Below are 19,085 nucleotides of genomic sequence, written 5' to 3'. Positions count from 1 at the left end.
GCGCTGCGCGGGATCGTCACCGCTGCCGGAAGCGACCCCGCCGCGTTCGAATTCAGCTCTGAGACGTGGGAGGGCTCCTACACCCGGAGCGCCCAGGCGTACCCGCTCGTCGACGGCCAGCGCATCGGCCAGGCGTGGTACCTCGAAATGACGGATGCCGGAATCTCCAGCGTCTACGGGGCGCTGGCCACACTGGTGCCGCTCGGCGACTACGCGGTGGTGAGCGAGCAGCAGGCGTTCGAACGGCTCTCCGACCCGCGCTTCGGCGCCCAGATGACGGCCTTGCCCCTGAGCATGCGCGGCCAGGCGGAGCCGTTCCTCGACGGCACCGAGTGGGTGCCGCCGACCGAGCCGCCGGCGACCCCGTCGGCAGGCGCCAGCGTCTCCTGGCCGACGAACGACGTCGAGATCGTCAGCGCCCGACTGGGTCTGGCGAGCCAGTGGCAGCCGGACGGCAGTGTCCTCGTCATCCCGGCCTACGAGCTGACGGATGCCGACGGCGGCACCTGGTCGGTCATCGCCGTCGCCGACTCGATGCTGGACTTCGCGGGCAACTAGCCCGCGGCCACACGTCGCGGGCCGCTCGTCGGGGGACGGAGCACCCGCGGCCTCCGCACTCTCGCCGCACCGGGCATCAGCCCAGGTGCGGCGAGAGTGCACTTTCTGCGCCAGCCGCCAGCGAGCTACGGGCGGTCGACCGCCGCGAGGATCGCCGCCGCCAGCTCGGCCGGCTTGGTGAACTGCGGCCAGTGCCCGGTCGGCAGGTCGACGTACTCGCTGTCGCGCATCCGGGCGAGCTCGGCGACGAACGGGGCGCCCGCGGCTACCCACTCGGCGAGCTGCGCGGCCGTGAACTCGCAGGCGATGACGGTGGACGGCACCGTCAGCCGCTGCTCGTTGTGCAGCTCCATGGCGTCTTGGGCGACGCCGCGCGGCTGGGGGATCGCCCGAGCCCGGAACGCGGCGCGGAGCCCCTCGTCCAGGTCGACGAGGTCCTCATCCTCGAAGACGCCCCAGGCCGGCAGCGGCACGTCATCGCCGTCGGCGGGGAGCTCGTCGTTGATCGACTGGCCGGCGCCGAGCGGCCCGGAATCGACGTACACGGCCCGCGCGATGCGGTCGGGTCGGGCATCCGTCACCCCGTAGATGATCGCGCCGCCGCCCGAATGGCCGACCAGCACGACGGGCCCCTCGAGGCCGTCGACCACGGCCGTCACCGCGTCGATGTGCGTCTGGAGGCCGATGCCGGCGCGCGGGGCGTCCGCGGACTCCAGCCCGGGCAGGGTGAGCGGGTGCACCCGGTGGCCGGCCGCGACGAGCGGCGGCGTCACCTCGTCCCACGAGCTCGCGTCCAACCAGAATCCGGGAACCAGCACGATGTCCATGGCGGCAGGATACGCGACGCCAGCGACATCCGCAGAGCGCGGACTCAGTCGGAGCGGCGGCGCCCGCCCAGGAAGTAGGCGATCGGGCCGACGTAGTTGATGGCGATGACCGCGCCCCACACCCACTTGCGCCCGTTGACCTGCTCGGCCGGGCGCTTGGCCAGGTCGACCCAGGCGGTGACGGCCAGAGCGATCTGCACCGCCCCGGCGACGAGAGTTCCGGCGCGTTGGCCCGTGCTCATGTCTTCCCAGCGCTGCTTCTGCATCTGCTTGCGCTTCTGCATCTGCCTCTTCGATTGCTTCTGCATGATCCACCTCGTGATCCTCGGAGTGTGTCCCAGTCTCGCAGGAGTTCGGTCAAACGCACAGGGCTCGACAAACAGTTCTGGAGGCGGCGGTCCGTGTCGCTAGCCCGCGGCGCCGGCCGTTCGTGCCGCCTGTGCGGCCAGCGCCGCATCGAGCACGGCCTTTCTCTGCTCGAGCCTCTGCTCGAGCTCGGACGCCTCGTCGACGAACCAGATGTGCTCGCCGCGGTTGGACTCCCAGACGAAGTCGCGCAGCGCCCCGCTGGCGGCCAGGTGCGCGCCGATGTCGCCGATGATGGCCAGCTTGAGCTGGTAGTTGGCGACCTTCTGCAGGATCGCCCCGGCCTGCCCGGAGGCCAGCCGGAAGAACTCCGCGTCGAGCCGGGACACCGGCAGCGCGATGACGTCCGCGTTGTCGACCCAGGCGTTGCCGATCAGGTCGGAGGTCTCCTCCGCGCTGACGATGGGCGGGCCGGCCGGGTCGACGTGCAGCACACGCAGGCCGCCGCTCTCGGTGATGCGCTGGGACTGCTCGTTCTCGCTCATACGAAAACGCTAGGGGAGATCCGGCGCGAACGGCCAGTGTTACGCGCCCGATACGCTGGACCGGTGACTGACTCCCTGCCGCTCTGCCCCGAATGCTCCAGCGAACACGCCTACGAGATGGGCGCGCTGCTGGTCTGCCCGATGTGCGGGCACGAATGGGCGGCCGCGGCCGCTGACGAGTCGGATGACGCAGCCGCCGAGCCCGTCATCAAGGACGCGGTCGGCAACGTGCTCGCCGACGGCGACACGGTGACGGTCATCAAGGACCTGAAGGTCAAGGGCAGCTCCACGGTGATCAAAGTCGGCACCAAGGTGCGCGGCATCCGCCTGCTGCCCGGCGTCGGCGACCACGACATCGACTGCAAGGTCGACGGGGTCGGCCCGACCCAGCTCAAGTCCAGCGTCGTCAAGAAGGTCTAGCCGGTGCGCCAGGAGCTCGCCCTCGGCGACGTCACGATCAGCTTCCTGACGGATGCCGGCGCGGCCGACACTCCCACATCCGACGCACCCGCAGCCGGCGCCGCCCGCCCCACCGTCGTGTTCCTGCACGGCCTCGCCGGGAGCGCCGCCGAGTTCCTGCCGACCGCCGCCGCCCTCGGCGCCGGCTACAACTCGGTGCTGGTCGAGCTGCGCGGGCACGGCCGCAGCACCCGGCATCCGGCCGACGCCTCCCGGGAGGCCTACGTGCGGGACGTGATCGCCGTGCTCGAGCACCTGAACGCGTCCGAATCGACGGAGCCGGCGGGCGTCGCCCTCGTCGGCCAGTCGATGGGCGCGCACACGGCGCTGCTCGTGGCCGCCGCGCGCCCGGACCTGGTGCGCATGCTGGTGCTGCTGGAGGGTGACGTGCAGTCCTCGCCGCCCGAGGCCGCCGAGCGGATCGGCGGATACTTCGCCTCGTGGCCGGTGCCGTTCGCGGATGCCGCGGCGGCCAGTGCCTTCCTCGGCGACAGCGTCATCGGCCGCGCCTGGCTGGCCGACCTCGAGCCGTGCGAGGGCGGGCTGCGGCCGCGCTTCGAGCCGGCGTTCCTGCAGGCCTCGATCGCGGCGCTGCACGCGCAGGCCCGCTGGGAGGAGTGGGAGAACCTCACGGTGCCGACGGCGGCCGTGTTCGCCCCGGACGGCATGTTCGACGAGGAGCGCAAGCTCGCCTTCCTCGAGGCGCGGCCCGGCACGCTGCGGGTGGACCTCGGCGCGGGCAGCCACGACGCGCACCTGGACGCGACCGCGGAGTGGTCCGCCGTGCTCGGCGACCTGCTCAGCCGGCTGGACGGGGACGGCCCGGTCCGCTGGGACTGGGACTGATTGCGGATTCGCCGAACGCTGCCTAGCGTGGACGGATGCAGTTCACACTCACCGTCGACATGGACGCACTGACCGGCGAGCCGGAGGCCGAACTCTCCCGCATCCTGCGCTACTGGGCAGGCAACCTCAAACACTACGAACTGGTCGAGGGCACCCACGAGACCCTCTCGGACACGGCCTACGTGCCCGTCGGGCACTGGCGCATCGAGCCCTCGCCCGAGTAGCCGCACCCGGCACCCGGCCACCACGCACTCGCGGCCCTCGTTTCGTCTCGCGGCCCGCGTCATACCGGGGGCCGCGAGTCACAACGCGGGCCGCGAAGCTCCGTGACGGGCCGTGACGCTTCGTGACGGACGGCGACGGGCAGCCGTGTGCGGCTACTCCCAGGCCACGTAGCGGTGGGCTCCGCGCTCCAGGCGCAGCGCGAGCGGCCTAGCCATCGCGAACACGCCGCCCCTGCCGAAGCGCGCGAGGAGATCGGTCGTCGCCGTCCAGCTGCATCCATCGGCTGCGGTGGCGACCGTCTGCAGCGGGCCGAGACCGTCCCCGCCCTGCACGATCCGTTCCTCGACCCGGCCAGCCGCCGCGGCATCCAGAAACTCCCGCAGCACCTCCACCTGCTCGACGTCGGCGGGCAGGTTCCAGACGCCGTCGCCGAGGTGAACCCGGATGCCGTCGGCTCCGTCCTCCGCGGAGCGCATCCAGTGAAGGGCGGCCGCCCCGGCCCGCCGCGGCTCGATCGTGACGGCCGCGGCGTCGTCCGAGCGCAGAATGCGGGCGCGAGCGCCGAAACGCGTCGCGGCGTCATCCGCGAGCTCGCGCAGCAGCATCCCCACCTCGCCCTGGGCGCGCAGTGCGCGCAGCCGGGCGGTGTACGCCTCCCGCTCCTGATGCACCGTGCGCTCTGTGCTCGGCACGACGTGCGGCAGCACGGTGTCACCGGGGACGTCGAGGAGCACCAGATAGTCGTTCATCTCGGCGTCGTCACCCGTGCCGAGCTCACTCAACCGGTGCAACTGCGGGCGGGCGGTATCTGAGGTGCGGGTGCCCGGCATGCCGGCCACCGGGACGCTCGGATAGGTGACACCAGTGATGCCTGCGACAAGACCGGAGATGTTCAGCCTCGGCGCCTCCGCAGAATCCTCGCCGTGATTGTCGCTGAGGAAGCGCGGCACGGCTCCATCGGCCGAGACATCGAGGGCGATCGCTGGGTTGAGCGCAGGGGCGAGCGCCGGGTCGAGTGCCGCGAGCCGGTAGCTCACCGTCTCGCCCAGTCGGGCGGGCACGCCGCAGCATTGCTGCTCCCAACCGACGATCAGCACCTCGATGCGCCTCGGCATCCGCCCGCTCACGCGCTCGCCGTCACGGCCTCTGGCGCGTCATCCGCCCGCGAGCGGTCGGCCGCACGCAGCCCGAAGCCGAACGCGAGCGCGATGAAGAACATCAGCACGCCGTACACGGCGGCCGGCAGGCTGAGCTCGAGGCTGCCGAGCACCGTCTGCGCGATCACGATCGCGAGCGTCGCGTTGTGGATGCCGATCTCGAAGGAGCTGGCGACGGCCTGGCGCCGCTCCACCCGGAACAGTCGCGGCACAAAGAAGCCGATGCTCAGGCTGAGCAGGCAGAACAGTGTGGTGATCAGGGCCAACTGTCCGAGGTTGGCCAGCAGGATGTCCTTGTTCGAGACGATGGCGCCGGCGATCACCACGATGAGGATGACGATCGAGGCGATGCGCACCGGCTTGTCCATGGCGTCGGCGAAGCTGGTGCGCCAGCGTCGCACCAGCATGCCCAGCCCGACGGGGGCCAGCACGATGACGAACACCTCGACGGTCTTGGCCAGCTGCAGCCCGAGCGAGGTGTTGCCCGGCATGAAGTAGGCGATCGCCAGGTTCGTGATGAGCGGCAGCGTGATGACGGCGATCACCGAGTTGAGGGCGGTGAGCGAGATGTTCAGGGCGACGTCGCCGCGGAACAGGTGGCTGTACAGATTCGCGGTCGTGCCGCCCGGGGAAGCCGAGAGCAGCAGCATACCGACCGCCAGCACGGGCGGAAGCTCGAAGGCGAGCACCAAGCCGAAGCAGACGAACGGGAGGATCAGCAGCTGGCAGACGAGGGCGATGACCACCGCCTTCGGCGCCTTGGCGACGCGGCTGAAGTCGCGCGGCGTCAGGCTCAGGCCCAGCCCGAACATGATGATGCCGAGGGCGACGGGCAATCCGATGGTGGTCAACGCTGATCCCATGGCCTCAGTATGGCCCAGAGTCTGACCCCCGCCGCTAGCCCCCACTCTAAACTCGAGAGCGTGAGTGAGCAGGGTGTGAGCGGGCAGGGCTGTGCCGTCGACCGCGAGGCGCGCGCCTCCATCGAGCGGGCGCTCGCCGACGCCGTCGAGCGCCTGAGCGGGGCAGATGCCGCCACCGAGTCGCTCGCCCGCTTCGAGCCGCCGCGGCGCCGCGCCCTGCTGTTCACCCGCGAGGCGCAGATGGTGCCGCTCGGCCGCGTGTGGCGGCTCGGCGTGTTCCTGCTCGGGGCCGACGGCGCGCTGTACGCGACCGGGCACACCACCCGGGCGGTGGATCCGCGGCATCCGGGCTACCAGTCGGTCTCTGCCGAGGAACGTCGCGGTTTCAGGGCGGCGGCCTTCCGCGGGCCGTTCGAGCGCGGCGAGACCGTGAACTTCGACGTCGAGGAGATCCCTCTCGACCCGGACGGGCTGCGCACGGCGACCGGGCCGCTCGTGCTGCGTGGCGTCCAGGCGCTCGTGCGCTGGCGGGCGGGCGCGGGGGAGGACGGCCTCGTGCCGTTGGAAAACTACCTCAGCGAGAGAATCGGGCTGCTCAGCCCATGAACGGCGACGCGGCGGCAACCGCACGAGCCGAGGACGGGGCCGCAGATGTCCAGAGCTGACGTCGACCGCTACCTGGCGGAACTCGACCACCCGCTGGCGGGCACGCTGGCCGAGTTGTGCGCGATCGTGCGTGCCGCCGACCCGCGCGTGCAGGAGACGATCAAGTGGAACGCCCCGAGTTTCTTCATCGCCGAGCACTTCGCCACGACCGGGCTGTCCCCGCGGGGACAGCTCCGACTGGTGCTGCACACCGGCGCGAGGAAGCTGTCGGAGCCCCTGGTCGTGACGGTCGCCGGCGCCGATGGGCTGCTCGAATGGAAGGGCACGGACCGCGCCGTGGTCATCGTGCGGGACGCCGAGCAGTTGGAGGGCATCCGGGAGGAGCTGGGCTCGGTGCTGCGGCAGTGGATCGCCCAAACCCAGCCGGCCCAAACCCAGCCGGCCCAAACCCAGCCGGCCCAGCCCTAGGCCGACCGCCCGCTACCGGGTGAGGTACGGGGCGAGCGCGGCGAGCGTCGGCGCGCGGCCGAGCTCGATGTGCGCGTACGCCTGGGCGGCGGCGAGCTCGCCCTTGCCCTGCACGAGCGCGTCGTAGAGCTGGCGGTGCTCGCCGGCCTGGTCGCCCTCGCGGGCTCCGTGGGTGAGGCGGAAGATCCACTCCATCCGGCCGAGCATCGGTTGCAGGCTCCGAACCAGCAGGCTGTTGCCCGAGAGCCGCACGATCTCGGCGTGAAAGCGCAGATTCGAGGAGATCCCCTCGGCCTCGTCTCCACCGGCGAACTGGGTCTGGGCGCTGGAGAGGATCTCGACCAGGGCATCGGCCGCCTCGATGCCGGCAAAGAGCCGGAGGGCCGCCTGCCGTGTGGCGAAGGGCTCGATGCAGAGCCGCGCGTCGAAGAGCTCCTCCACGTCGTGCCGGGTCATCGGCCTGACGACGGCCCCGCGACGCGGTTCCGCCACCACGAAGCCCTCGGACTCCAGCCGCTGCAGCGCCTGACGGACGGGGATGCGGCAGACCTCGAACCGCTCGGAGAGCTCGCGCTCCTTGAGCCTGCTGCCCGGCGCAGCCTCGCCGGCGATGATCGAGCGCAACAGCGCGCGATAAACGCCGTCGGGGCGGGCCTCGCGCTCGACGGCGGCGTCGGCGGCGTCGACGGTGTCAGCGCTGTCGACGGTGTCAGCGCTGTCGGCTGTGTCGGCGGTGGGGCCTGCCGGGGGTGTGTGGGTCGGCTGTTGCCGCATGGCGTCTCCTCGCTCGTCGGCGGCGCGCCGCAGCGAGCACCGTCGCATCTTGGTATCCCAAAATAGCAGAGTGCTCCCCTGAATCTCTGAGGTTTTCGGGGCACTAGGGTCTGTGTATTCCATTTGGGATACCATTAACGGTAGTGCGCGAGCCGTTGGGTTCGACGCAGGCCGGTGCTGTCGCCGGCATCCAGATGTGGAAGGACCGACGCCATGCTCATTCGCAACGCCCGCCCGTGGGGTGGCCCCGCAGCCGATGTCGAGATCGCCGACGGCGCGATCACCGAGGTGCGCGCCCACGACCCGCTCGCCACGGTCGGCGCGGATGTCGTGGACGGCCGCGGCCGCCTGTTGCTGCCCGCGTTCAGCGACGTGCACGTGCACCTGGACTCGACGCGCATCGGGCTGCCGTTCCGCGAGCACACCGGCAGCCCCGGGGTGTGGGGGATGATGCTGAATGACAGGAACAACTGGCGTGACGCCGAGATCGGCCTGCCCGAGCGGGTGGCCGGCACCCTCGAGCAGATGATCGCCAAGGGCACGACCCGGGTGCGCAGCTACGCGCAGGTTGACGTCGACTGCCGGCTGGAGAAGTTCGAGGCCGTGCTCGCGGCGAAGGAGGCCTTCGCCGAGGAGGCCGAGGTGCAGATCATGACGTTCCCGCAGGCCGGAATCCTGCGCGAGCCCGGCACCGTCGACGTTCTCGAGGAGTCGCTGAAGCAGGGCGCCGACGTCATGGGCGGCATCGACCCGAGCCAGCTCGACCGCGACCCGGCCCGGCACCTCGACATCGTCTTCGGCCTCGCCGAGAAGTACCAGGTCGAGATCGACATCCACCTGCACGAGCCGGGTGAGCTGGGCGTGTTCAGCACCGAGCTGATCCTGGAGCGCACCCGGGCCCTCGGCATGCAGGGCAAGGTCACTCTCTCGCACGCCTACGAGCTCGGCTCCGTGTCGGATGCCGTCAGCCGCCGCCTCATCGAGGAGTTCGCCGAGCTCGACATCGCGATGGCCACGATCGCCCCGGCGGCCCGCCGGCCGCTTTCACTGCTGCAGCTCGTCGAGGCCGGTGTGCGGGTCGGGCTCGGCGAGGACGGCCAGCGCGACTACTGGAGCCCCTACGGCAACTGCGACATGCTCGACCGCACCTGGCAGCTGGCGTTCACCAACGGATTCCGGCGCGACGAGCACATCGAGCTCGCCCTCGCGGTGGCCACGCTCGGCGGTGCCAGCATCATGTCCCACGAGGCTCCCCGCGTCTCCGGCCTCGGCAGCCGCCAGGGCGTCGCCGTCGGCGACCGGGCCGAGCTGCTGCTCGTCGACGGCGAGACGCCGACGAGCGCCGTGATGGACCGGGGCACCGACCGCACCGTCATCCACAACGGCCGCGTCGTCGCCGACGGGCTCCGTGTCCTCGGCCGCTAGCACCGGCGGCGCGGATGCCGCAGCCGCAGGACGGACGAACTCCCGAGCGGGGAGGACCCGAGCGGGGAAGCCCGGAGCGGCGAAGTCGCGAGCGGGGAAGCCCCGAGCGCTGAAGCCCCGTGCGGCGACGCTCGGGTTGATCGCCGCGCTCCTGGTCGGGGTCAACCTCCGCCCGGCGATCACCTCGGTGGCCGCACTGGTCGGCGAGGTGACGGCACACTTCGAGCTGAGCGCGGGCGCGGTGACGGCGCTGGTGACGCTGCCGGTCATCGCGTTCGGATTCACCGCGCCGCTCGGCCCCTGGCTGGCCAGGCGCATCGGCGTGGCCGGGGCACTCGGCTGGGCGATGGTCGCCCTCGCGGCCGCCATCGCCCTGCGCGTGCTGCTGCCGGGGCAGCTGCTGCTCGGCACCGCTGTCGTCGGCATCGCGATCATGGCCGCAGGCACCCTGCTGCCGCAGTACCTGAAATCGCTGAACGCCGGCGGCCTCTGGGTCGGGCTGAGCAGCATGTCCTTCGGGGTCGGCGCGGCGCTCGGCGCCGGCCTGGCCGTTCCGCTGCATCGGGCGACGGGGGAGAGCGTGCCCGCCGCCCTCGCCATCTGGGCGGTGCCCGCGATCGCGGCCGCACTGGCGATGGGCCTCGTCGGCGCCCGGGCCGGCCGTGAGCGGCGCGAGCTCACGGCGCAGCGCGCCCGAGCCCTGCCGAGACTGCGGCTGCCCGCCGGTGGGGTGCACACCCTCGCGCTCGTCACGCTCGTCTTCGGCCTGCAGGCGCTGCTCTACTTCGCGGTGACGGCGTGGCTGCCGGTCTTCCTCGCCGACCGCGGCGAGCCGACGGCGGTGCGCGGCTGGCTGCTCGCCTGGTTCAGTATCGCCGGCTTCCTGCCGACCCTGGTGACCCCCATCATCGCCCGGCGCCCCCGGGTGCTCCGCTGGTTCGGCCCGGGCCTGGGCCTCGCGGTCGCGATCGGCCTGGCCTGGCTGTTCGTCGCAGACGGCGGGCAGTACCTCGTCGTCGTCGGACTGCTCGGCGCGGTGCAGAGCGCCGCCTTCGGCCTGGCGATCAGCCTCATCGTCGGCCTCTCCGCCAACGCGGCCACCGCCGGCGCAGTCTCGGCGATCGGGCAGGGGGTCGGCTACATCCTGGCCGGTGCGGGCTCGCTGCTCGTCGGCGTCGTGCACACGGCATCCGGAGAGTGGGCCCCCAGCTTCCTGCTGATGGGGGCCCTCGCGATCTCCCTCAGCGTGGCGACCGCGCTGCTGGTGCGGCGGCCGCCGATCGACATGGTCGCGGCGGATGCCGAGGCGAATGCACAGGCGGATGCCGGCGCCGCCCCGGGCGGGCGGGGCGAGCCGGCCGGGCGCAGTTGAGGCTGCGCCGGGCACCGCGCAGGGCCGCATAGGGTTGACGGGTGACTGCAACTCTCGTGGCCCAGGGCCTGGCCGGTGGCTACGCCCACCGCACTCTGTTCGAATCGCTCGACCTGACCGTCGCCCCCGGCGACGTCGTGGGCGTCGTCGGCGCCAACGGCGCGGGCAAGTCGACCCTGCTGCGCATCCTCGGCGGAGAGCTCGAGCCGCAGGCCGGCACGGTCAGCCTGTCGCCGAAGGACGCCTTTGTCGGCTGGCTGCCGCAGGAACACGAGCGGCTGCCCGGCGAGAGCATCGCCGCCTACATCGCCCGTCGCACCGGCTGCGCCGAGGCGACCGAGCAGATGGATGCCGCAGCCGCCGCCCTCAGCGACCCCAGCCTGGCCGCGCCCGGCACCGACCCGGGCGACGTCTATGCCGTCGCGCTGGAGCGCTGGCTGGCCAGCGGCGCCGCCGACCTCGACGACCGCCTGCCGGCGGTGCTGGCCGACCTCGGCATCACCCTCGAGAGCGGCGGCCAATTGAGCGCCGACTCGCTGATGACCTCCCTCTCCGGCGGGCAGGCGGCCCGCGTCGGCCTGGCCGCGCTGCTGCTGTCCCGCTTCGACATCGTGCTGCTGGACGAGCCGACCAACGACCTCGACCTCGACGGCCTGGACCGCCTGGAGGCCTTCGTCAGCGGCATCCGCGGCGGCGTCGTGCTGGTCAGCCACGACCGCGAGTTCCTCGCCCGCAGCGTGACCAAGGTGCTCGAGCTCGACCTGGCGCAGAAGAGCAACCGGCTCTTCGGCGGCGGCTACGACTCCTACCTCGAGGAGCGGGCCATCGCCCGCCAGCACAAGCGCGACGACTACGAGGAGTTCGCCGCCAAGAAGGCCGACCTCATCGGGCGAGCCCGCACCCAGCGCGAGTGGTCGAGTCAGGGCGTGCGCAATGCGATGAAGAAGGCGCCAGACAACGACAAGATCCGCCGCAAGGCCTCGATGGAGTCCAGCGAGAAGCAGGCGCAGAAGGTACGCCAGATGGAGAGCCGCATCGCGCGCCTGGACGAGGTCGAGGAGCCGCGCAAGGAGTGGCAGCTCGAGTTCACGATCGGCGCCGCCCCGCGCTCCAGCTCGGTCGTCAGCACGCTGAACGCCGCCGAGTTCCGGCAGGGCGACTTCACCCTGGGCCCGGTGTCGCTGCAGGTCAACGGGGGCGAGCGCATCGGCATCACCGGCCCGAACGGCGCGGGCAAGTCGACGCTGCTGCGCGGCCTGCTCGGCCGCCAGACTCCGGATGCCGGCGGCGCCAGCCTCGGCGCCAACGTCTCGATCGGCGAGATCGACCAGGCCCGCTCGCAGCTGGTGGGCGACGCGCCGCTGGCCGAGGCGTTCGAGGCACTCGTGCCGGAGATGGCGGCGGCCGAGGTGCGCACCCTGCTGGCCAAGTTCGGGCTCAAGGCCGACCACGTGCTGCGCCCCGTCGACGCGCTCTCGCCGGGAGAGCGCACCCGCGCCGGCCTCGCCCTGCTGCAGGCGCGCGGCGTGAACGTGCTCGTGCTCGACGAGCCGACGAACCACCTCGACCTGGCCGCCATCGAGCAGCTCGAACAGGCGCTGGAGAGCTACGAGGGCACGCTGCTGCTCGTCACCCACGACCGCCGCATGCTCGACACGGTGCGCATCGACCGCCGCTGGGCCGTCGAGGCGGGCACGGTCACCGAGCTGTAGCCGCCGCGGCCTCGGGGCGGGGTCGCGCCCCGCCCGCGCCCCCAGCTGGCGCAAACACGCGGCGGCGGATGCCGGAGCCCGCCCCTTCCGCTGGACCTTCCGACGTGCATATACTTTCCAAATGGAAAGTGAATCGCGTGTGCCGTCGCCGGAGGCTGCCGCCGAGCTGCTGCGCAGCCACGGCGAGATGCGCGAGCGCGTCGAGCACCTCGGCCCCTCGCGGTCGTACGCGCTGTTGACGGTGTGGGGCGCGCTCGCCCTGGCCGTCTACATGGCCGCCTTCCTGCTCTCCTTCTCCCTGACAGCGGGCGATCCAGCGGCCGGGGGCGGTGAAACGGGCAACGGGCTGTACTCGAACATGCTGGTTTTCCCGTTCCTGCTCTTCGGCGCCCTCGTCCGCGGGGCGCAGGAGCGGTTCAGCATCCGCAGCCGGGCCGCCGGGTCCGGCTGGGTGGCGAAGGGCCTCGTGCTCGGGGCATTCGTGCTGCTGCTCGTGCTCAACCTGTTCGGAGTCGACTACCCCTGGCTGCTCAACCCGATGCTCGCGGTGGCCGTCTTCATCACGCTGGCGTACGAGCCGCTCCAGCAGCTGAGCCGGGCGCCTGCTTCATCCGTCGAAGAACGGTGGGCGAATCAGCCCCTCAGCCCCGCGGTGCGCTGGATGACGGCGCTCATCGGCGTGACCTCCGCGGTGCTCCTGGCCACGAGCAGCGAGAGCTGGTACGCGTACGCATCGCTCGTCAGCATGCTGTTCCTCGTCGCAGTGCTCCTGGGCTGGCGGGCTCCCTGGGGCCTACTGCGCACCGGCTTCGAGTGGGGCCCGCTGCACTGGGGCGCGTTCGGCGTCACGATGAGCATCCTGTTTCTGATGGGCGTGCTGCTCTCGCGCACGCTCTGGGTGACGACACCCGTCTCGATCGCGGCCGGGGCGGTCGCGCTGCTCGTCATGCTGGCGGCATCCGTGCTGCCTGCCCGCAGCAAGGCGCGCTGAGCGCCATGGCCCATCCGCGCCACGAACTGAACGACGCGTTCCAGACACCCATCCGCTTCTCGCTGATGGCGGCGCTCGGCCGCACCGCCCAGATCGACTTCCGCACGCTGCGGGAGCTGCTGGAGGCCGACGACTCGGTGCTCAGCAAGGCCGTCTCGCACCTCGAGAAGCTCGGCTACGTCACGGTGACCAAGGGCTATGTCGGCACTCGACCGCGGACGTGGGTGCAGGCGAGCGCGCAGGGGCATCGCGCCTACCAGCAGCACTTGCGTGCGCTGCGGGCCATCACCGAGGGGCTGCTGGACTGAGCGGACGCCGCGCCGCCCGTGGCGCGACGGACCGCCCGCGTCAGCGGGACTGGCGCTTCTTGTACGGCAGCGGCTCGCCCTTGACCCGGGGAGCGCGGCCCTTGCCCTTGTTGGCCTTGGCCTTGCCGCCGGCCTTCGGCGCCGGGGGCTTGTTGGCCGCGTCGAAGGCGGCGATCTCGGCGGTCGCTGTCGCGAGGAAGAGCTCACCGGCCTCGGTGAGGCTCATGCTGCTCGTCGTGCGGTTCACCAGCTGCGCGCCGACGAGGGCCTCCAGCTGGTTCAGCGAGCCGCTGAGGGTGGCGTGCGAGACGCCGAGAGCGGTCGCGGCCTTGGCCAGGTCGAGCTCGGTCGCCACTGTGACGTAGTGCCGGAGCAGGGAGATGTCCACGGAGGGCCTTTCGAAGGTCCGCGCCGATGCGCGGTCCCCCCAGAGTACGCGCCCGCGCTGAGCGCCCGCCCCACCGGGCTCCGGCCGCGCTCGGCCGAGGCCCTGCCGGGGCCCTGCCGTGCTCAGGCCGGGCCGAAGCGCTGCACCGCACGGGCGTGCGCCTTCAGCGCCTCCTCCTCACGGTTCTTCGGTGGGGCGGAGCTCACCAGGTCCTCGAGCAGGTGCCGCGTCGCGTGGGCGATCTCGGCGACGGCCCGCTCGAACGCGGCGGCGTTCACCTGCGACGGCTTGGTGGAGCCGCTGATCTTGCGCACGTACTGCAGCGCCGCGGCGTGCACCTCGTCGTCGCTCGCCTCTGGCTCGAAATTGTGCAGTGTGTGGATGTTTCGGCACATGCTTCGAGGGTAGCCAGCGGCATCCGCCACCGAAAGGCCTGGCGAGGGGGCCGGATGCCGGCCGGGTCGGCTGCGACGCCGACAGCGCCTAAACTGGAAAGCTCTCTCGGCCGCTCGGCCGAGCAGAGTTGGATCGACAGGGCTTGTCCGCATCCGTGACAAGAAGGGCCCCTTCGGCATGAGTACGCAGCGCACTGAGCACGAGGCTCACATCGCCAGACGCGGCACGATCGGCGCCATCACCCAGGTCGGCACCGAGGTAAGCATCAATCTGGGTTCGGCGTTGGCCGGCATCGCGATGCCGCTGGTCGGCGCGCCCGTGGTCGTCGCCGTGCGCCAGATCGTGATGACGATCGTCTTGCTGCCGGTGTACCGGCCGAAGCGGGCGGAGCTCAGCTGGGCCAGGCTGTGGCCGGCCGTCGCGCTCGGCGTCGTGCTCGCCGTCATGAACCTCAGCTTCTACGCCTCCGTGCACATCATCGGCCTCGGCCTGGCCGCGACGATCGAGTTCCTCGGCCCGCTCGCGCTCGCGCTCGCTGTGAGCCGCCGCCTGCTCGACTTCGTGTGCGCGCTCGCGGCCGGGGTGGGGGTTGTGCTGCTCACCGGCCTCGACGGCACGGTCGACCTTCTGGGCATTGCGCTCGCGTTGATCGCCGGAGCGGCCTGGGCCGGCTACATCCTGCTCACGCGTCGAGTCGCCCTGACGCTGCCCGGGCTGGAAGGGCTCACCGTCGCCGGAATTGTCAGCCTCGTGCTCGTCATCCCCGTCGCCGTCTTCACGTTCGACGCCTCCACCCTGAACCTCGGCATCGTGGGCCTGCTCGTCGCGATCGGCGTGCTGTCCTCCGCGCTTCCGTACAGCCTGGACACCTTCATCCTGCGCCGCGTCGACACCCGCGTGTACGCGATCATCACCGCCTGCGGCCCGGCCATCGCCGCGCTGTTCGGCTGGCTGATCCTCGCTGAGCAGTTCAGCGGCCTGCAGATCGTGGCCATCGGCCTGGTCTGTGCGGCCGCCGCGACGGCGATTGCCACGCAGCGCCAGCGCCCCGCCACCGACCTGGAGCTCTCCGCCGAGGCCCAGCTCTAGCCACACCGAAATGACAGGCGAACGTCTTCCCGGGCGCCGGGAACACGCTCATCCGTCCTCTCGATGCACGCGGATGGGGCAGCCCGATCGGGTTGGCTCCGGGGCTTCGGGCGCTGCGCTGCTCCTTCGTCGCGGCGCGGCGCCCTCTAGCCGACGTGGGGGAGGCGCGGCGCCGTCCAGCCGGCGGGGATCCGCACGTTGGCTCGAGGGAGCACCCTTCCACGTTGGCTCGAGGGAGCGCCAGCGACCGAAGCCAACAGCCCCGGGCAGCCCGATCGGGTTGGCTCCGGGGCTTCGGGCGCTGCGCTGCTCCTTCGTCGCGGCGCGGCGCCCTCTAGCCGTCGTGGGGGAGGCGCGGCGCCCTCTAGCCGTCGTGGGGGAGGCGCGGCGCCCTCCAGCCGGCGGGGATCCGCACGTTGGCTCGAGGGAGCGCCCTTCCACGTTGGCTCGAGGGAGCGCCAGCGACCGAAGCCAACCGGCCGCACGCACCGGCGGCGCACTCAGTGCCCGGCGTGCACGCCCTCCATGTCGGCCGGCTTCTTCACGAAGAAGGCGCCGACGATGGCCAGCAGCGAGATGATCGCGCCGATCGTGAACGCCGCCCGGGTGCCGCCGGCCGCCGCGGCATCCGCCGTCGCTCCGCTCGCGAGCAACTGCGCGGTCTGGCTGGCGAGCACGGTGATGAACAGGGCCGTCCCGGCCGCGCCGGCCAGCTGCTGCAGCGTCGAGAGCATGGCGCTGGCATGCGAGTAGAACCGCGGCGACACGGCACCGAGCGCCGAGGTGAACAGCGGCGTGAAGATCAGGGCGAGGCCGAAGCTCATCACCATGTGGGCGGCAAGCAGGAACCAGATGGAGGTGTTCTCGTCGACGATGGTGAGCGTCCAGAGCACCGCGCTGACCAGGACCGTGCCGGGCACCAGCAGCGGCCGCGGCCCGAAGCGGTCGAACAGCCGGCCGACGAACGGCGCTATGACACCCATCAGGATGCCGCCGGGCAGCAGCAGCAGGCCGGCCGTGACCGGGTCCAGGCCCAGCACGCCGAGCATGAACAGCGGCAGCACGATGATGACGCCGAACAGGGAGGCCATCATCACCAACATCATGGCCAGCGAGATCGTGAACTGCGGGAAGCGGAAGGTGCGCAGGTCGAGCAGCGCCTCGTCGCGGCGCTGCAGCACCAGCTGGCGCAGCACGAACAGCACGAGGGCGATGCCGCCGCCGATCAGGCCGACCATGGCCGGGTCGACCGCGCTGGTGGACTCCTGGCCGACGGCGCTCAGGCCGTAGATGAGCCCGCCGAAGCCGATCGCCGAGAGCACGACCGAGAGCACGTCCAGCGGCACCTTCCGGGGCTCGCTGACGTTCTCGACCTTGCGCATGCCGTAGGCGAGCATCGCCAGACCGATGGGCAGCATGACGCCGAAGATGCCGCGCCAGCCGAGGCTGTTCAGCATGAGGCCGGAGAAGGTCGGGCCGATGGCCGGGGCCACCGACATGACGATGGACACGTTGCCCATCATCTTGCCGCGGTGGTGCGGCGGCACCAGCGTCATCAGGGTGGTCATGAGCAGCGGCATCATGATCGCCGTTCCGGATGCCTGCACGACGCGCGCCGCGAGCAGCACCTCGAAGCTGGGCGCAAAGAGGGCGATCGCCGTGCCGACGGAGAACAGCGACATGGCGGCGATGTAGATCGGCCGGGTGTTGAAACGCTGCAGCAGGTAGCCGGTGATCGGGATGACGACGGCCATGGTCAGCAGGAACGCGGTGGTCAGCCACTGGCCGGCGCGCTCGTCGACGTGCAGGCTCTCCATGATCGGGCGGAGGGCGACGCCCATCGTGGTCTCGTTGAGGAACACGACGAAGGTCGAGGCGACGAGCAGCCAGATCACCTTGTTGTTGCGGCGTTCCACTGCGGGGTCGAGTGGGAGGGGGACGGAGCTCGTGTCGAGAGACTCGGCGTCGGGGGCAGTGCGTTCAGTCACAGTCAGTTTTCGTTTCGATGAAGGTTGAGAGGGCGTAATGCACGGTGAGAGCAGTGTGCGTCGGCTGATGGGCGGCGGATCGACGGCGGGCGGGGCACCGGGGAGGCCGCGGACACCTCGTCGGAGTGATGCCGGATACCGATGGGGACGTCAGCCAGCGACAGCGGATCTGCAGATCAGCAAATCTACAGTTCAGCAGATCTACAGATCAGGTCAGCGCCGATAAAGCAGAATCTATTCCCGACCACCGACAGATGATTGCGGCGGTCTACTCGTGCGGTGCCGCGGGCCCGAGCAGCGGGGCCGCGGCGAGAGGGAGGCGTGCTCAGGGAGCGGGCGCCGGCCCATCGGTCGGAGTCGGGATGGGCAGCCACCCCTTCAGAATCGACTCCTCGGGCGCCAGCAGCTCCTCGTCCGAGAGGTCGTGGTCATCTCGGTCCGGGGTGGATGCTGGAGTGCTCATTTTTTCACCCTAGCCGTGATCGCTTCCAACGTAAACCTCGACCTCGCGGTTCGGCCGCCGCCGGCCAACGCTCACTCCGAGCGGTTGCCGTGCGCGCCGCCGTGCTCGTACGGCGTGCTGACTCCGCGGTAGCGCAGCGCCATCATCATGCCCTCCGCGGCGTGGTCGAGGTTGTGGCAGTGGTCCATCCAGATGCCAGGGTTGTCGGCCACCAGCGCCACCACCCACACCTCGCCGGGGCGCACGTCGAACGTGTCCAGCAGCAGCGGCGCCCCCGTCGCCGGCTCCCCGTTGCGGGAGAGCACCAGCACGTGGTGGCCGTGCACGTGCATCGGGTGCGTCTCCCAGCCGCGGTTGGCCACCGTCAGCTCGACGACGTCGCCCTCGTCCACCGTGATGCTCGGGATCTGCGGGTAGACGGCGCCGTTCACGGTGTAGCCGTTGACGGGCACCCCCTGCAGGAAGCGCGGGTTGCGGTCCAGCACCATCTCGGCGCGCACCAGCGGCCCGGCTGGCAGCGTCGCGGCGGGCCCGCCGCCGTAGGCCAGCAGGTCCAGCTCGGGCTCGGCCGAGCGGTCCGGCGGGCGCTCCGAGGCGGGGCCGGACGCGGGGCCGGATGCGGGGCCGGATGCCGCCGAGCCCGGCGTCAGGGCAAGCCAGGCGCTCGCCGTGGCATCCGTCGTCAGGGCCACCGGCTCGTCCGGCATGGTGAAGGCCAGGTCGACGCGGCCGCCGGCCGGCAGCCGGAGCGCCCGCCCGTCGACCGGGGTGGGGGAGGCGACGTCCTGCCCGTCGACGGCGACGACGGTGAACGGGGTGCCGGCCAGGTGGAAGCTGTTTGGCAGCATGTCGGTGTTCACGAGCCGCAGCCGCACGCTCTCGCCCGCCGGCACGCCGACGCCGCTCGGCCGGTCGGAGGCGCCGAGCAGCACCGAGTCGCCGATCGTGTGCAGCGGCACGACGAGGTCGTGCTGCTCGGGGATGCCGCCGGCCGGCTCGACGATGAGCGAGCCGAAGAGGCCGCGCTGCACACCCCGGGAGGCGTTCTGGTGCGTGTGGTACCAGTAGGTTCCGGCCTGCTCGGCGACGAAACGGTAGTCGAAGCTCTCGCCGGGCAGCACCGAGTCCTGGGTGACGCCGGCGACGCCGTCCTCGCCGTTGGGCACGTCGTAGCCGTGCCAGTGGATCGTCACGCCGGCCTCGACGTCGACGTTCTCCAGGTGAACCTCGACGACGTCGCCCTGTTGCACGCGCAGCTCGGGGCCGGGCAGAGCGCCGTAGTTCCAGGACTCGACCTCGTCGCCGGAGGCGAGCGCGAT

General features: G+C 71.4%; 23 protein-coding genes. 12 read left to right on the top strand and 11 right to left on the bottom strand.

Features of this window, described 5'->3' with window-relative positions:
• On the top strand, positions 1-558 hold a 558-nt coding region (locus tag GY24_RS17705), incomplete at its 5' end, for a hypothetical protein (protein WP_202972954.1).
• A gap of 125 nt (positions 559-683) precedes the next feature.
• Here GY24_RS17705 and GY24_RS14005 read toward each other — a convergent pair.
• The 3 genes from GY24_RS14005 to GY24_RS13995 form a co-directional block, all read right to left on the bottom strand.
• Entirely contained in the window at positions 684-1,385 is a 702-nt protein-coding gene (locus GY24_RS14005) for an alpha/beta fold hydrolase (protein ID WP_104476795.1), read from the bottom strand.
• 44 nt (positions 1,386-1,429) lie between these two features.
• Positions 1,430-1,693 carry a PLD nuclease N-terminal domain-containing protein gene (locus GY24_RS14000; protein ID WP_233279376.1) on the bottom strand — a complete coding sequence of 88 codons (264 nt, stop codon included), beginning with the start codon at positions 1,691-1,693 and terminating at the stop codon, positions 1,430-1,432.
• Positions 1,694-1,792: 99 nt separating this feature from the next.
• Positions 1,793-2,236 carry a DUF4180 domain-containing protein gene (locus tag GY24_RS13995; RefSeq protein WP_104476793.1) on the bottom strand — a complete coding sequence of 148 codons (444 nt, stop codon included), beginning with the start codon at positions 2,234-2,236 and terminating at the stop codon, positions 1,793-1,795.
• 63 nt (positions 2,237-2,299) lie between these two features.
• Here GY24_RS13995 and GY24_RS13990 point away from each other — a divergent pair, with 63 nt between their 5' ends.
• Genes GY24_RS13990 through GY24_RS13980 form a run of 3 tightly spaced genes read left to right on the top strand, consistent with a single transcriptional unit; the run spans position 2,300 to position 3,765 of the window.
• Positions 2,300-2,656, top strand: coding sequence for a zinc ribbon domain-containing protein YjdM (locus GY24_RS13990; RefSeq protein ID WP_104476791.1), 357 nt, complete (start codon positions 2,300-2,302; stop codon positions 2,654-2,656).
• Positions 2,657-2,659: 3 nt separating this feature from the next.
• Positions 2,660-3,541, top strand: coding sequence for an alpha/beta fold hydrolase (locus GY24_RS13985; RefSeq protein ID WP_104476789.1), 882 nt, complete (start codon positions 2,660-2,662; stop codon positions 3,539-3,541).
• 35 nt (positions 3,542-3,576) lie between these two features.
• Positions 3,577-3,765, top strand: coding sequence for a hypothetical protein (locus tag GY24_RS13980; RefSeq protein WP_104476787.1), 189 nt, complete (start codon positions 3,577-3,579; stop codon positions 3,763-3,765).
• A 153-nt stretch (positions 3,766-3,918) separates the two neighbouring features.
• Here the strand turns inward: GY24_RS13980 and GY24_RS13975 are convergent, their stop codons facing one another.
• Both GY24_RS13975 and GY24_RS13970 read right to left on the bottom strand, forming a co-directional pair.
• Positions 3,919-4,881 carry a DUF6578 domain-containing protein gene (locus tag GY24_RS13975; RefSeq protein ID WP_104476785.1) on the bottom strand — a complete coding sequence of 321 codons (963 nt, stop codon included), beginning with the start codon at positions 4,879-4,881 and terminating at the stop codon, positions 3,919-3,921.
• An 8-nt stretch (positions 4,882-4,889) separates the two neighbouring features.
• A complete protein-coding gene (locus GY24_RS13970; protein WP_104476783.1) occupies positions 4,890-5,786 on the bottom strand; it encodes a bile acid:sodium symporter family protein in 897 nt (298 codons plus the stop codon).
• Between the two features lie 60 nt (positions 5,787-5,846).
• On the opposite strand from GY24_RS13970, the gene GY24_RS13965 reads away from it, so the two are divergent.
• Positions 5,847-6,392 (top strand): hypothetical protein, encoded by a 546-nt coding sequence (locus GY24_RS13965; protein ID WP_233279375.1) that lies wholly within the window; start codon positions 5,847-5,849, stop codon positions 6,390-6,392.
• 45 nt (positions 6,393-6,437) lie between these two features.
• The gene (locus GY24_RS13960; protein ID WP_104476779.1) at positions 6,438-6,860 is read left to right on the top strand and encodes a DUF1801 domain-containing protein; all 423 of its coding nucleotides are present in this window, start codon (positions 6,438-6,440) and stop codon (positions 6,858-6,860) included.
• Between the two features lie 12 nt (positions 6,861-6,872).
• Here the strand turns inward: GY24_RS13960 and GY24_RS13955 are convergent, their stop codons facing one another.
• Positions 6,873-7,634, bottom strand: a complete 762-nt coding sequence (locus GY24_RS13955; protein WP_133161204.1) for a GntR family transcriptional regulator — start codon at positions 7,632-7,634, stop codon at positions 6,873-6,875.
• A 213-nt stretch (positions 7,635-7,847) separates the two neighbouring features.
• Here GY24_RS13955 and GY24_RS13950 point away from each other — a divergent pair, with 213 nt between their 5' ends.
• The 5 genes from GY24_RS13950 (at position 7,848) to GY24_RS13930 (ending at position 13,442) form a co-directional block, all read left to right on the top strand.
• Positions 7,848-9,059, top strand: coding sequence for an amidohydrolase family protein (locus GY24_RS13950; protein WP_104476777.1), 1,212 nt, complete (start codon positions 7,848-7,850; stop codon positions 9,057-9,059).
• Between the two features lie 136 nt (positions 9,060-9,195).
• Complete coding sequence (locus tag GY24_RS13945) at positions 9,196-10,431, top strand: MFS transporter (RefSeq protein ID WP_104476775.1); 1,236 nt, start codon at positions 9,196-9,198, stop codon at positions 10,429-10,431.
• 41 nt (positions 10,432-10,472) lie between these two features.
• The gene (locus GY24_RS13940; protein ID WP_104476773.1) at positions 10,473-12,143 is read left to right on the top strand and encodes an ABC-F family ATP-binding cassette domain-containing protein; all 1,671 of its coding nucleotides are present in this window, start codon (positions 10,473-10,475) and stop codon (positions 12,141-12,143) included.
• Between the two features lie 121 nt (positions 12,144-12,264).
• A complete protein-coding gene (locus GY24_RS13935) occupies positions 12,265-13,134 on the top strand; it encodes a hypothetical protein (protein ID WP_133161203.1) in 870 nt (289 codons plus the stop codon).
• Between the two features lie 5 nt (positions 13,135-13,139).
• A complete protein-coding gene (locus GY24_RS13930) occupies positions 13,140-13,442 on the top strand; it encodes a transcriptional regulator (RefSeq protein WP_104476769.1) in 303 nt (100 codons plus the stop codon).
• Between the two features lie 40 nt (positions 13,443-13,482).
• On the opposite strand, the gene GY24_RS13925 is transcribed toward GY24_RS13930, so the two are convergent.
• Positions 13,483-13,830 carry a LysR family transcriptional regulator gene (locus tag GY24_RS13925; protein ID WP_083364568.1) on the bottom strand — a complete coding sequence of 116 codons (348 nt, stop codon included), beginning with the start codon at positions 13,828-13,830 and terminating at the stop codon, positions 13,483-13,485.
• Between the two features lie 122 nt (positions 13,831-13,952).
• Entirely contained in the window at positions 13,953-14,225 is a 273-nt protein-coding gene (locus GY24_RS13920) for a DUF2277 domain-containing protein (protein ID WP_104476767.1), read from the bottom strand.
• Positions 14,226-14,403: 178 nt separating this feature from the next.
• On the opposite strand from GY24_RS13920, the gene GY24_RS13915 reads away from it, so the two are divergent.
• Positions 14,404-15,315, top strand: coding sequence for an EamA family transporter (locus tag GY24_RS13915; RefSeq protein ID WP_104476764.1), 912 nt, complete (start codon positions 14,404-14,406; stop codon positions 15,313-15,315).
• A 500-nt stretch (positions 15,316-15,815) separates the two neighbouring features.
• Here GY24_RS13915 and GY24_RS13910 read toward each other — a convergent pair whose 3' ends face one another.
• The 3 genes from GY24_RS13910 to GY24_RS13905 all read right to left on the bottom strand — a co-directional run.
• Entirely contained in the window at positions 15,816-17,303 is a 1,488-nt protein-coding gene (locus GY24_RS13910; RefSeq protein WP_233279374.1) for an MDR family MFS transporter, read from the bottom strand.
• 325 nt (positions 17,304-17,628) lie between these two features.
• Positions 17,629-17,766 (bottom strand): hypothetical protein, encoded by a 138-nt coding sequence (locus GY24_RS17870; protein WP_162842937.1) that lies wholly within the window; start codon positions 17,764-17,766, stop codon positions 17,629-17,631.
• Between the two features lie 71 nt (positions 17,767-17,837).
• A partial coding sequence (locus tag GY24_RS13905; protein WP_133161202.1) for a multicopper oxidase family protein occupies positions 17,838-19,085 on the bottom strand: 1,248 nt, incomplete at its 5' end.

Source organism: Microterricola pindariensis (assembly GCF_002936985.1).
GTDB lineage: Bacteria > Actinomycetota > Actinomycetes > Actinomycetales > Microbacteriaceae > Microterricola > Microterricola pindariensis.
Note: the sequence above shows the minus strand (reverse complement) of the source record. Positions and strands in the feature narration are given on the sequence as shown.